The organism is Streptomyces cucumeris (assembly GCF_024295805.1).
GTDB classification, from domain to species: domain Bacteria; phylum Actinomycetota; class Actinomycetes; order Streptomycetales; family Streptomycetaceae; genus Streptomyces; species Streptomyces cucumeris.
This window is the reverse complement of record NZ_JANCLX010000021.1, coordinates 13,560-27,466: the sequence shown is the minus strand read 5'-3', so window position 1 is coordinate 27,466 and position 13,907 is coordinate 13,560. Positions and strand designations below refer to the sequence as shown.

Here is a 13,907-nt window from a genome sequence, read left to right as displayed (position 1 = left end):
ACCTCACCGTTCGAAGTCGGTCGCGGTGGCGGGCGCGGTTCCCACGAGCAGGCCGTCGTGCGCCCCGGCCGCCGGGGCGTGCGGGCCGTCGTGGTCTGTGCCGGACCCGGACCGTACGGCGTCGTGGGCGCGCATCGCCGCGGCGGTCTTGAGCAGCATCTCCTCGTACTCCTCGGCCGGATCGGAGCCGAGGACGACGGAGCCGCCCGCGCCGAGGTGCATCCGGCCGCCGGTGAAGGTGGCCGTGCGGATGACCACGTTGAGATCGGCGGCGCCGTTGCAGCTGAGGAAGCCGATGGCCCCGGAGTACACCCCGCGGGCCTCGGTCTCGAGGGAGTCGATGATCTCCATGGTGCGTGTCTTGGGGGCGCCGGTCATGGACCCGGCGGGGAAGCAGGACCGTACGCAGTCGACGGCGGAGGTGCCCCGGCGCAGCCGTCCGCGCACCGTGGAGACCAGGTGGTGCACGGTGGCGTGGGTCTCGGTGTTCATCAGCCGCGGTACGTACACGCTGCCGGGCTGGGAGACCCTGCCGAGGTCGTTGCGGAGCAGATCGACGATCAGCAGGTTCTCGGCGCGGGGCTTGGGGCTGGTGCCGAGGGCCGCCAGCGCCCGGGCGTCCTGTTCGGCGTCCGTGCCGCGGCCGATGGTGCCCTTCACCGGTTTGGCCTCCGCGAGCCCGTCGGGGGTGACGCGCAGGAAGCGCTCGGGGGAGGCGCAGGCCACGTCGGTGTCGCCGAAGCGCAGATAGGCGGCGTACGGAGCGGGGTCGGACCGGCGCAGGGCCCGGTAGAAGGCGTAGGAGTCGCCGGGCGCGGGCAGCCAGGCGGAGTCGGTGAGGCAGATCTCGTAGCTCGTCCCGGCGCGCAGTTCGCGCAGCGCGGCCCGGACCGCGGCGGCATGGCTCTCCCGGTCCCGGACCAGCCAGGGTTCCACGGCGGTGGTGGAGGTGAGCGGCGGCGGCTGGGGGAGCGGCGCGGTGGCCGTCGGCACTCCGGTGAGCACGGTGACGGTCGCGTCCAGCCAGTCCTTCGCCCCCTGCTGTCCCTCGGGGGTGTCCTCGGCCAGCGCGCACACATAGGTGACGCCCTCCTGGTGGTCGACCGCGACGAACCGGTCGGCGAACAGCCAGCAGGCGTCCGGGGTGGTCGCCCGGTGCCGGTTGGGGGAGCCGCAGTCGGCCTTGAGCTCGTAGCCGAAGTACCCGACGTAGCCGCCGGTGAAGTCGAAGGGGAGGTCGGGGGCGGTCACCTGACGGCGGGCCAGTTCCCGTTCGAGGTAGTCGAAGACACTGCCCTCGAACCGGGCGCCGGGCCGCCCCGTCCGCTCGATCTCGCAGACCCCGCGGGTGACGTCGTAGCGGACGAACTCGGCCAGCGGGCCCCGGCTGTCGCCGAGGAAGGAGAAACGGGCCTCACCGGTCCCGGTACGGGCGCTGTCCAGCCAGAACGCGCCCGGGGCATTCGCGTAGAGCCGGGTGAAGGCCGCCTCGGTGTCGGTGGCGTCGGCCAGCCACCGGGCGTGCAGCCGGTAGCGGCGCTCCGGGGCCGGTGCCCCGTCCGTCCGGCGTGCGGGCGCCGGTGCCGTGCGGGCGGGGGCGCTCGCCACGGGCGGCGGGGTCCGCTCCGGCGGCGGTTCGGGGGCCGGTACGCCCGCCGGGCGGGCGCGGCGGGGATCGGTGATGGAGGTGACCGACTCCCCGTTGGCGTGCTCGACGGTCAGATCGCGGAAGTTGACGAACATGCGGTAGCCGAATCCGGTGAGCACCGACTCCGGGTGGAACTGCACCCCCCACAGCGGACGGGCCCGGTGCCGCAGCCCCATCAGCACACCGTCCTCGGACCAGGCGATGCCCTGGAGCCCCAGCGGCAACGGCTCGGCCACGCACAGCGAATGCGAGCGGACGGCGGTGAAGTCCGGCGGGAGGCCGCGGAACAGTCCGCGGCCCCCGTGGCTGATCCGGGAGAGGTGCCCGTGCCGGGGTTCGGGGGCGGGCACCACCCGCGCCTGTGCGCCCAGCGCGATGCCCTGGTGGCCGAGGCCGATCCCCAGCACCGGGACGGGGGAGCGGTCGATCAGCCGGGCGGCGGCGCCGAAGTCCCGCCCGTCGGCCGGATGCCCGGGCCCGGGGGACACCACGATGTTGTCGAACTCCGAAAGGTCGATGTCCGCACATTCCGGTGCGTCATTGAGAAGCACCTCCGGTTCCTCGCCGTTGACCTCGGTCAGCAGATGAAAGAGGTTGTACGTGTACGAGTCATAATTATCGATGAGGAGCGTCCTCAGCGATTCCATCCGGATTGCCTCCTTGCATTCAAGCTGCCCGGACGTCGCTCTCCCCGGACAGGCGTCCCAACGACCGCTCGCGGGAAGCCGAGGGCGGGGACCTCTCCACCGCGTTCGACCCGCGAGGGCTTCCGGCTTTCCAGCAGGTCGGCCGGTGAAGACGCAAAGAAGTGTTCCACAAGGGATGGTTGGCACCGTTGGAATGCTCAACAACGGACATAAATTCTCGGACGGGTGGCCGTGACCTGGGCGTTATCTTAGGTTCCGGTTGCCCATCCGCACGGCGTGGAGAAAATTCCCGCCGAAGGGTGAACACAGCGGAGCGCCGGGCCGTATGAGACTGAATGCGGCCCGGCGCTCGAGTGCTGTCGGTGGTGCGGAGTCGGTCAGCCGAGCACCTTCTCCAGGGCGGCGAGCGAGGACTCCAGCTCCTCACGGGTAATGGTCAGCGGCGGCGCGAGCCGGATCGTCGAACCGTGGGTGTCCTTCACCAGGATCCCCTCGCCCATGAGGCGTTCGCTCACCTCGCGGCCGGTGCCCAGCGCGGGGTCCACGTCGACGCCCGCCCACAGCCCGCGGCAGCGGTAGCCCACCACGCCCTTGCCGGTGAGCCTCGCCAGACCGTCCCCCAGGACCTCGCCCAGCTCGGCCGCGCGGCGCTGGAACTCCCCGGTGCGCAGCAGGTCCACCACGGCCGTGCCGACCGCCGCGGACAGCGGGTTGCCGCCGAACGTCGAACCGTGCTCACCCGGGCGCAGCACCCCGAGCACCTCGCGGTCGGCGACCACCGCGGAGACCGGGACGATACCGCCGCCCAGGGCCTTGCCGAGCGTCAGCACATCGGGCCGGACCGACTCGTGGTCCACGGCCAGCGTGGTGCCGGTGCGCCCCAGACCCGACTGGATCTCATCGGCGATGAACAGCACCCCGGTCCGCCGGGTGAGCTCCCGCACCCCGCGCAGATAGCCGTCGTCGGGGATGATGACGCCCGCCTCGCCCTGGATGGGCTCGATCAGCACGGCGGCGGTGGTCTCGTCGATCGCCGCCTCCATGGCGGCGAGGTCGTTGTAGGGCACGACCCGGAAGCCGGGCGCGAACGGGCCGAACCCCTCCCGGGCGGTGGGGTCGCTGGAGAAGCTGACGATCGTGGTCGTGCGGCCGTGGAAGTTGTCCGCGGCCACCACGATGGTGGCTTGGTCCGGGGCGACGCCCTTGACCTCGTAGGCCCATTTGCGGGCCACCTTGATGGCGCTCTCCACGGCCTCGGCGCCGGTGTTCATCGGCAGCACCATGCCGAGACCGGTGAGCTCCGCCAGGCCCTCGGCGAACCCGGCCAGCCGGTCGTTGTGGAACGCCCTGGAGGTGAGGGTGAGTTCATCGAGCTGCCGGTGGGCGGCGGCGATGAGCTCCGGGTGGCGGTGGCCGAAGTTCAGGGCCGAGTACCCGGCCAGCATGTCGAGGTACCGGCGGCCCTCGACGTCCTCCACCCAGACGCCCTCGGCGCGGGCGACGACCACCGGCAGCGGGTGGTAGTTGTGGGCGAGCGAGGACTCCTCGGCGCGGATCAGCTCCTGTGACGACCGCGCGGAACGGGAGCCGTGGTCCGGGGCGGTGCGCGTGGGGGCGGTCATCAGCGGATCTCCTGTGTGCAGCACTTGATGCCCCCGCCGGCCTTGTGCAGTTCCGACAGGTCGACGGGGACGGGGACGTAACCGCGCTCGGTGAGCCGGTCGATGAGGCCGGTCGCCTGGGGGGCGACGAAGACGTTGCGGCCGTCGGAGACGGAGTTGAGTCCGAAGGCCATGGCGTCCTCCCGGGTGGCGAGCAGCGCGTCCGGGTAGAGCCGCTCCAGCACCTCCCGGCTGCCGGGCGAGAACGCCTCGGGGTAGTAGGCGATGTTCTCGTCGTCGAGGGTGAACAGCGCGGTGTCCAGGTGGTAGAAGTACGGGTCCACCAGCAGCAGGCTGATCGTGGGTATCCCGAAGAACTCCTGCACCTCCTGATGGGCCGTCCGCGTGGTGCGGAAACCGGTGCCCGCCAGGATGAACCGGCCCGCGGGCACCAGGTCGCCCTCGCCCTCGCACACCGACTCCGGCGGGTGCACGTCGTAGCCGGCCGCCTTGAACCAGGTCTCGTAGGCCAGCTGCTCCGGGCGCCGCTGCGGGGCGTGGAAGCGGGAGCCGAACACCCGGCCCTCCAGGACCAGGGCCGAGTTGGCCGCGAAGACCATGTCCGGCAGGCCCGCCACCGGTTCGATGGTCTCCACCTGATGGCCGTGGTCACGGTAGACGCGGATCAGCGTCTCCCACTGCGAGCGGGCGAGGTCGGTGTCGACCTCGGCGTCCTCGCGCATCCAGGGATTGATGGCATAGCGCACGTCGAAATATCTGGGAGGACAGGTCAGATAGCGCCGGGGGCGCGGCACGCGCTCGTGGGGCACGGACGGATTCCTCTCGCTTCCGCAGGCGACCGGGGGATGCCTTCAACGGTAGGAAGCGGAGGAGAGCGGAGACAAGAATGGAGAGCTGCGCGCACACGCAGTGATGCTGCGTGCTGGGGCGCCGCGGCGCCGGTTCATTGCGTGGGGGGCGTGACAGGGGTCGCACCGGCCTCCGGACTGCCGGTGAGCAGGTGGGACAACACCATGTAACTGATCGTTTTCCGGATGAAGGGCTCGGCCCGGATGCGCTCCAGCACCTCCTCGAAATGCTCCACGTCGGTGGCCATGACATGCAGCAGGGCGTCGGCCCCGCCGGTCACCGTCATCGCCGCGATGATCTCCGGATAGTCCCGCACCACCTCCGCGATCCGCCGCGGTGGCGCCGCGCTGTCGCAGTAGACCTCCACATACGCCTCGGTCCGCCAGCCCAGGGCGGCCGGGCGCACGGTGGTGGTGAACCCGGTGATCACGTCGTTGTCCCGCATACGGTCCACCCGCCGCTTCACCGCGGAGGCGGACAGGCCGATCGCGGCGCCGATCTCCGTGAAGCTCGCCCTGGCGTTCGCGACCAGCGCCGCAACGATCTTGCGATCCAGGTCGTCGAACGGCACGGACTGATTTGCCATGTTTCGTCATCCTTTGCAGTCGGCCGTCCCGGGTACCGGGAAGAGAACTGTGTCACGCACGCAAACCGCCCAATGGTATCCGCGCCGGAAACAACAGGTGATGAACTGCCAAGACGACCTGCCGATGAGATGCCCGCAATGCTCGGTTCCGTAAAGCGTTCCGCGAAGCCAGCATTTTGCTGCCCGCTTTCTGTCCGCTTACAGGAAGTTTCCGCAAGAGGGGGCGTGAGGCGGCGGCCGGTCCGCATTTTCCGCTCGGTGGTGTGGGGTGGGCGCCGGGCGTGCAGAACAGAGTGGCGGGTCGCTCGAATCCGCCCGGGTGATTCGACACCACCTACCGATAGGCCCTCTTGACGGCGTAGCGTCATCTATTCCACACATCGTTTCCGAGCGACGATCTGCTCCTGATCCACCGAGGGTCCATTCCATGTCTCAACCGGCATTTGTCCTCCTCGTCGGCGGACCCCCCGGAACCCCCCAGGTATGGGCCGCTCCCTCCATCGGGGGGCGAGAGCGAGTCAAGATCCAGCGGGGCAACGGTTATGAACATTTCGAATCCGCGGGCGAGTGCGCCGAATTCGAGGGTGAGCTGATCCCTGTCTACCGGTGGTGCTACCGCACATTCATAGCAGAGTAGGGCCCGCCGCGCAGCGGCGCGTCCGCGGTCTGCTCACGTGAAAGGGATCGCAATGAAGAAAGGCGGCGGAAATGCGCGCGACGCCGTGGTCACCGGCCTCGGTTTCTGTCTGCCCGGCGGTGCGGAACCGGTCTTCACCGCCGGGCAGGTCTGGGAGATCGCCTCACAGGGCCGCTCCGCACTCGTCCAGCACGACATCTACTACGGCTCGGTGAACCTCACCACCGAGCAGTTCGAACAGCGTCTCCCCGACATCCCCGAATTCTTCTCCCGCCACTACACCGCCGCCCACCGGCTCGGTCTGGTCTCCCTGGTGGAGGCGTGCACCGACGCCGAACTGGACTTCCGCGCCGGAGACCTGCGGGAATCGGCGATCCTCGTCGGCCGCGGCAGTGTGGACGCCAATGTCGACAGCTATCTGGCGCTGCTGAACGTCGACCCCGACGGCACCTCCGTCTTCGACGCCCTGGAGCTGTTCGTCGCCGCCGAGCAGGCCGTGTCGCCCTCCGACGTGGCGGTCGTCCAGGGCGCCCTCACCCAGTCCGTCGGCCCCTGCTACACCGTCTCCTGCGGCTGCTCCTCCGCCGCCGTCCAGATCGGCAACGCCCGCCGGCTGATCGCCAGCGGGGAGACCGACATCGCCGTCGTCACCGGCGTCGACGTCTTCAATCTCGGGCTGATACAGAAGGGGCAGCGGCTGCTGCGCGGCGCCCAGCACGCCTACGACTCCATGGACGCGGCCGGGATGCCCGACCTCCTGCCGTCCTTCGACTCCCTGATGCGCCCCTACGACCGGCGGGCGGACTGCATCAACCACGGCGAGGGCGCCGCCACCGTCATCATGGAGAGCCGCGAGCACGCCGTCCGCCGGGGTGCCCACCTCTACGGCCAGGTGCTCGCCACCGCCATGACCCGCGACGGACTCGCCAATCCGCTGGCTGCCGACCACACCGGCGCCCAGCTCGTACGCGCGGTGCGGGCCTGCCTCGGCGACCGCTGGAGCATCGGCCAGGTGCCCTACGTCAACGGCGCCAGCGACGGCGGCGCGGCCGTCACCGCCATGGAGGCCAGCACCGTCCGGGAGCTCTACGGACCGGACGGCACCGTCCTGATGTCCTCCCAGGAGGGCTGCTTCGGCCACCACGGTTCGCCCGCCGGGTGCCTGGGCGCCGCCCTGACGCTGATGATGATGGAACTCGGTGAGGTGTGTCCCACCGCCAACTGCGAACAGCCCCTGGACGGGCTCCCCTTCGACCCCGTCCCCGGCGACCGCACCCGCCCGCTCGACTTCGACCACGCGCTGAGCTTCAACTACCAGATCGGTGGCGTGAAGCACGTGATGCTGCTGGGCGGCCCGGACGCCACCTGAGTCCGCGCCCCGGCCACGTACCCCCTCACCTCCCGCGTGCGTCCCGCGCGCATCCCCCCCACGGCCCCACCCCCCGGCCCCCACCCCCGGCCCCCTCCCCATGGACCACGCGGCCCCACCCCGGCCGAGCACCCCCCACGGAGACTCCGATGCGTCATGACATATCCATACCCAGCCGCATAGCGGTGGTCGGCATGGGCTGCCGGCTCCCCGGTGACATCGACTCGCCCGCGGCCCTGTGGCACCTGCTGACCGAAGGCCGGGACGCCGTCGGTGAACCGCCCGCCGAACGCCGGGAGTTGTGGCCCGACGAGCCGGGCGCCGACTCCGGACTGCCCACCCACGGCGGCTATCTGCGCGATGTCTCCCGCTTCGACGCCGACTTCTTCGGAGTCTCCGGCCGCGAGGCCGACGTCCTCGACCCGCAGCACCGGCTGCTCCTCGAAGTGGCCTGGGAGGCCCTGGAGCACGCCGGAATGCCGCCGGACCGGCTCGGCGGCACCGCCACCGGCGTCTTCACCGGCCTCAGTTACAACGACTACATGGACCGCCTGGAGCGGCACCCCCGGGAGAACGAGGGCTCCGCCCTGTCCAACGCCCACTGCGTCGCCGCCGGACGGATCTCCTACCTGCTCGGACTGCACGGCCCCTGCGTGGCCCTCGACACCGCCTGCTCCTCCTCCCTGGTCGCGGTGCACCTCGCGGCCCAGGCCCTGCGTGCGGGCGAGTGCGACCTCGCCCTCGCCGGCGGTGTCACGCTCATGTTCGAGCCCAGGACCACCCGTTCGTTCGTGCGCATGGGCATGCTCTCGCGCGCCGGCCACTGCCACGCCTTCGACGCCGCCGCCGACGGTTTCGTCCGCGGCGAGGGCTGCGGCATGGTCGTCCTCAAACGTCTGGAGGACGCCGAACGGGACGGGGACCGCGTCCTGGCCGTACTGCGCGGCTCCGCCGTCAACCAGGACGGCCGCTCCGACGGGCTCGCCGCACCCTCCGCCCCCGCCCAGCGCGCCCTGTACGAGGAGGCGCTGCGCCGCGCCGGGATCGACGCCGCGAACGTGGGCATGGTCGAGGCGCACGGCACCGGCACCCCGGTCGGCGACCCGGTCGAGTTCACCAGCCTCGCCCAGGTCTACGGCACCGGACCCGACCCCTGCGCACTGGCCTCGGTCAAGACCAACCTCGGCCATCTGGAGCCCGCCGCCGGGGTCACCGGCATGATCAAGGCGATCCTCTGCCTGGGCCACGGACAGATCCCACCCAACCTCCACTTCACCCGCTGGAACCCGGCCATCGACGCCGACGGCACCCGGTTCTTCATCCCCCGTGAGCTCACCCCCTGGCCGGTGCGGACCGGTCCCCGGCTGGCCGCCGTCTCCTCCTTCGGCTTCTCCGGCACCAACGCCCACGTCCTGCTGGAGCAGCCGCCCGCCGCCCCCGCCGGAACGGACCGTCCCCCGCTCACCACCCGGACCGTTCCGCAGGTCTTCCTCGTCCCCGCGGGCTCCCCGGCCGCGCTGCCCGCCGCCGCCCACCGCATGGCCGACTGGCTGGAGGGTGACGGCGCCGGGGTACCGCTGCGCGACATCGCCCACACCCTGGCCCTGCGCCGCTCCGGCGGCCGCGGCCGCCTCGGCGTCACCACCGGCAGACGTGCGGACCTGGTCCAGGCGCTCAGAGCCTTCGCCGCCGGACAGGCCCACCCCGCCGTGGTGTCCGGGTCCGTCGGCGCGGCCGTCTCCCGGCAGCCGGTGTGGGTGTTCTCCGGACAGGGATCGCAGTGGCCCGGTATGGGACGCGACCTGCTGGAGCGGGACCCGGCGTTCGCCGCCGCCCTCACCGAGGCCGATGAACTCATCGCCGCCGAGGCCGGGTTCTCGGTCCTCGACCTCGTACGCGCGGGGGAGCCGGTCACCGGCTGCGCCCGGGTGCAGCCCGTGCTGTTCGCCCTCCAGACCGCCCTGGCCGCCACCTGGCGCGCCCACGGCGTCGAACCGGCCGGTGTCATCGGCCACTCCATGGGCGAGGTGGCCGCCGCCGTGGTGGCCGGAGCGCTCTCCCTCGCCGACGGTGCCGCCGTGATCTGCCGCCGCTCCGCCCTGCTCGCCCGGGTCGCCGGACGGGGCGCCATGGCCACCGTCGGTCTGGCCGCCGCCGAGGTGCAGGCCGGACTCGAAGCCGCCGGGGCCGCCGACGCGGTCACCGTGGCGGTGATGGCCGCGCCCGGCTCCACCGTCGTGGCCGGGGACACCGCCACCGTCGAACGGCTGGTCGCCGACTGGGAGGACCGCGGTGTGCCCGCCGCGCTCATCGCCGTCGACGTGGCCTCGCACTCCCCGCAGATGGATCCGCTCCTCGGTGATCTGCGCACCGCGCTCGCCGGCCTCACCCCCATGCGGCCCCGGGTGCCCTTCTACACCACCGTCCTGGACGACCCGCACACCGTCCCGGCCTTCGACGCCGACTACTGGTGCGCCAATCTGCGGCGCCCGGTGCGGTTCTCCGCCGCCGTGGCCGCCGCCGCGGCCGACCGCCACCTGGTCTACACCGAGATCTCCCCGCACCCCGTGGTCACCCACCCGATCACCCGCAGTCTGACCGGACTCGTCGACGACCCCGTCGTCCTGCCCACCCTGCGCCGGGACACCGACGAGACCGTCACCTTCCGCACCCACCTCGCCGCGCTGCACTGCGCCGGTGTCCCGGTGGACTGGACGCGGCTCTACGACGGCGCGGCCCTCGCCGACGTCCCCGCCATCACCTTCGACCGCACCCACCACTGGGCGGACACCACCCTCCCGGACCACCCCGCCGGATCCGCGGAGCTCCGCCCGGCCGGTGAACTCCCCGGCGCCCACACCGAAGTGCCCGGGCAGCCGCCGCGCCACGTCTGGCGCGCCACCACGGGCACCGCGGCACTGCCATGGCTCGACGACCACCGGGTGCACGGCACCCCCGTCCTCCCCGGCGCCGCCTACTACGCCATCGCCCTGACCACCGCCTGCGAGGTGTTCGACACCGCTCCCGCCGAGGTCGAGGTCACCGATCTGCGCTTCCGCGAACTGCTGCGGCTCGCCGACCGCACCGATCTCAGCAGCACCGTGACGGTGGCCGCCACCGACCGCGCCGAGTGCGAGATCTTCGGACGCGGCGACGACGGCACCTGGGTGTGCCAGGCCACCGCCGTCCTGCGCAGGCTCAGCGCCCCGCCGCGCTCCCGCCCCGCCTCGGTCCAGACCCTCGCCCTGCGCCACCCGGTGGCCGTCGAACCCGGCGCCCTCTACGGCAACATGCGCGCCCGCGGCCTGGAACACGGCCCCGCGTTCAGCGGTATCACCGCGGTACACGCCTCCCGCTACGGCAACAGCTTCTGGGCCCGGGTGGAACTCCCCGAAGCCTCCCGCACCCCCGGACACGGACTGCGGATCCACCCTGTCCTGGTCGACCTGTGCGCCCAACTGCTCGTCGCCGGAATGCTCGAGGACGGCGACGAACCCGGACTGGTGCTGCCGGTACGGGTGCAGAGCGCCCGGATCCTCGGCGACCCGGGGACCGCGGTCCACTGCCACGCCCGGATAGCCGAGGCCACCCCGGAGAGCGTCGTCGGACACATCCGGCTGCTCGACGCGGAGGGCAGACCCGTGCTCGCCCTCGACGGACTGCGGCTGGCCCGCCGGACCGTGCCCCGGGCCGCCACCGAGGTCGACCGCTGGTTCCTCGAGGTCGGCTGGCAGCGCGCCGACCGGCCCGCCGCGTCCGGCACCCCGCGTCCCGGACGGTGGCTGGTGGTCGGCGAGGCCGACGGCGGCGCCCGCACCCTCGCCTACGCCCTGTCCTTCGCCGGAGCCGAGGCCCGGGTCTGGGACCCGGCCCTCACCGACGAGAGCCTGGACGCCTTCCGCGACGCCCTCACCGGACGGCTCGCGGGCCCCGGAGAGCGCTTGCGCGGCGTGGTGCTGCTGTGCGCGGCGCCACCCCCCGGCAATGACACCCCCGGCCGTGCCGACGCGCTCTCCCGTACCCGGCGGCTGCTGGCCGCCGCCCAGGCGCTCACCGCCCGGTTCCCCGAACCGCCCCGGCTGTACGCCGTCACCCGCGGCGCCCGCGCCCTGGCACCCGGCGAGCCCGCGGACCCCGGTCAGGGCGCCCTGCGCGGTCTGGTGCGCGTCCTCGCCTTCGAACACCCCGAACTGCGCGCCACCCTCGTGGACACCGCCCCGGACGGCACCGGTGACCTGGTCGCCGAACTCCTCGCCGACGCCCCCGAGGACGAGATCGCGCTGCGCGACGGCGAACGGCACGTCGCCCAGCTCGGCTACGCACCGCTCACCGACGCGGAGCGTGACCGGGCCGCCGCGCGCACCGTGCGCTGCGGTACGGACGGCTTCCGTCTGCGCGCCGGACGCCTGGGCGACCTGGACACCCTGGAACTGGCCGCCACCCGGCGCCGCCCACCGGGTCCCGGCGAGGTCGAACTGCGGGTGCTCGCCGCGGGCCTGAACTTCCGTGATGTCCTCACCGTCATGGGCCTGCTCCCCGGTGACCCCGACGCGATCCGCTACCGGATCGGCTTCGAATGCACCGGTGAGGTCACCGCCGTCGGCCCCGGGGTGGACCAGCTGCGCACCGGCGACCGGGTGGTCGCGGTCGACGTCCGCGGTGGCGCCTTCGGCTCGTTCGCCGTCGTCCCCGCCGACTGCGCGGGACCGATCCCCGAGGGCCTGGACCCGGCCACCGCCGCCGGGCTGCCGATCGCCTTCCTCACCGCCTGGTACGCGCTGCGCCACCTCGGCCGCCTCGCCGCGGGGGAGCGGGTGCTGATCCACTCGGCCACCGGCGGCACCGGACTGGCGGCCGTCGCGGTCGCCCGGCTGCTGGGCGCCGAGGTCCTGGCCACCGCCGGCAGCGAGGAGAAGCGCCGCTTCCTGCGCGGGATGGGCATCGCCCACGTCATGGACTCCCGGTCGCTGGACTTCCGGGACGAGGTCAAGGAGGCCACCGGCGGCGAAGGCGTGGACATCGTCCTCAACTCGCTGTCCGGCGGGGCCATCCGCGCCGGTCTGGAATGTCTGCGCCCGTTCGGCCGCTTCCTCGAACTCGGTGTCCGCGACATCCTCTCCGACGCCCCGCTCGGTCTGGCGCCCCTCCAGCACAACATCACCTTCAGCACGGTGGATCTGCGGGAACTCCAGACCGTGCGGCCCGCGGTGCTGGCCACCCTGCTGCGCGAGGTGCTGGACGAGTTCGCCGCCGGACGGCTGAAGCCGCTGCGCTGCACCGTGCTCCCGCTCGCGGAGGCCACCGACGCCTTCCGGCAGATGGCCGGGGCCCGCCACATCGGCAAGATGGTGCTGACCGTCCCCCAGGACGGCGAGATCCGCGCCGTGCTGCCCGACGGTCCGCTTCCCGTCCACGACGACGGCACCTACGTCATCACCGGCGGTCTGCGGGGTCTGGGCCTGGCCACCGCGAGCTGGCTGGCCGCCCAGGGCGTCCGCCACCTGGTGCTCAACGGCCGTACCGCGCCGACCGCCGCCACCGCGCGGACCCTGGCCGAACTGTCGGCCGCCGGAACGCGGGTGACGGTCATCCTCGGTGACATCGGCCGCCCCGGTACGGCCGACCGGCTGGTGGCCGCCGCCACCGCCGACCCGGACGCCCCGCTGCGCGGAGTCGTCCACTGCGCCATGGTGCTGGACGACGCGGCCATCACCACCGTCCGCGAGGACCAGCTCGGCCGGGTGTGGACCCCGAAGGTCACCGGGGCCTGGCGGCTGCACGAGGCCACCGCAGGACACCGGCTCGACTGGTTCGCGGTGTTCTCCTCCATGGCCTCCCTGCTCGGCAACCCCGGCCAGGGCGCCTACGCGGCCACCAATGCCTGGCTGGACGCCTTCGCCGTCTGGCGTTCCGCCCGCGGGGCCCCCACCCTCGCCGTCAACTGGGGCGCGTGGGGCGAGACCGGTGTCGCCACCGGCTTCGCCGACCGCGGCTACGAGACCATCCCCACCGAGGACGGTCTGCGGGCGCTGAGCACCCTGCTGGCCCACCGCCGGGTGCAGACCGGTGTGATCCCCGGTGAGCCGGACAGCTGGATCCTCCCCGCCGGGCGCCACTCCTCGCTGTTCGCACGGCTCGCCCCGGACGACGAGCAGACCCCGGCCACGCCCGGGGCCGCCGATGACGTCCGCGCCCGGATCACCGCCCTCCCGGCCGGGATCGCACGGCGGACGGCGCTCGAGGCGTACCTGGGCGAGCACATCCGCGCCGTGCTCCGGCTGAGCAGCACCACCCTCGACCCCGAGACCCCGCTGAAGTCCCTGGGCTTCGACTCCCTGCTCGCCATGGAGCTGCGGGTCCGGCTGGAATCGGGGCTGGGCGTGAAACTGGCGGGCAACTTCGTCTGGCAGCATCCGACCGTCGCGGCCCTGGCCGCCGGGCTCGCCCGGCACATGGGCCTCGAACCGGACGCCGCGCAGGACGCCGGTCCGCTGGGCGACACCGGCTGACCGGCGGTCGCACACCGCGGGACGAGGAGGGCCGTGGCCG

The 13,907-nt window shown here is 72.6% G+C and carries 7 protein-coding genes; 3 read left to right on the top strand and 4 right to left on the bottom strand.

From position 1 onward, the window contains the following. Positions 1 to 3: 3 nt before the first annotated feature. From NMK44_RS26875 to NMK44_RS26860, 4 genes are all read right to left on the bottom strand, one after another. The gene (locus tag NMK44_RS26875) at positions 4 to 2,295 is read right to left on the bottom strand and encodes a chorismate-binding protein (protein ID WP_254747655.1); all 2,292 of its coding nucleotides are present in this window, start codon (positions 2,293 to 2,295) and stop codon (positions 4 to 6) included. Positions 2,296 to 2,672: 377 nt separating this feature from the next. Beyond that, on the bottom strand, positions 2,673 to 3,917 hold the full coding sequence (gene rocD, locus NMK44_RS26870) for an ornithine--oxo-acid transaminase (protein ID WP_254747644.1): 1,245 nt from the start codon (positions 3,915 to 3,917) through the stop codon (positions 2,673 to 2,675). Further along, complete coding sequence (gene ddaH / locus NMK44_RS26865) at positions 3,917 to 4,726, bottom strand: dimethylargininase (RefSeq protein ID WP_254747642.1); 810 nt, start codon at positions 4,724 to 4,726, stop codon at positions 3,917 to 3,919. The genes rocD and ddaH overlap by 1 nt, the downstream gene beginning before the upstream one ends. A gap of 134 nt (positions 4,727 to 4,860) precedes the next feature. Next, on the bottom strand, positions 4,861 to 5,352 hold the full coding sequence (locus tag NMK44_RS26860; protein WP_254747640.1) for an Lrp/AsnC family transcriptional regulator: 492 nt from the start codon (positions 5,350 to 5,352) through the stop codon (positions 4,861 to 4,863). A 427-nt stretch (positions 5,353 to 5,779) separates the two neighbouring features. On the opposite strand from NMK44_RS26860, the gene NMK44_RS26855 reads away from it, so the two are divergent. From NMK44_RS26855 to NMK44_RS26845, 3 genes are all read left to right on the top strand, one after another. Then, on the top strand, positions 5,780 to 5,989 hold the full coding sequence (locus NMK44_RS26855; protein ID WP_254747638.1) for a DUF5988 family protein: 210 nt from the start codon (positions 5,780 to 5,782) through the stop codon (positions 5,987 to 5,989). Positions 5,990 to 6,041: 52 nt separating this feature from the next. Continuing rightward, positions 6,042 to 7,358, top strand: a complete 1,317-nt coding sequence (locus NMK44_RS26850) for a beta-ketoacyl synthase N-terminal-like domain-containing protein (RefSeq protein WP_254747636.1) — start codon at positions 6,042 to 6,044, stop codon at positions 7,356 to 7,358. A gap of 149 nt (positions 7,359 to 7,507) precedes the next feature. After that, positions 7,508 to 13,867 carry a type I polyketide synthase gene (locus NMK44_RS26845; protein WP_254747634.1) on the top strand — a complete coding sequence of 2,120 codons (6,360 nt, stop codon included), beginning with the start codon at positions 7,508 to 7,510 and terminating at the stop codon, positions 13,865 to 13,867. The last annotated feature ends 40 nt before the right edge of the window (positions 13,868 to 13,907 follow it).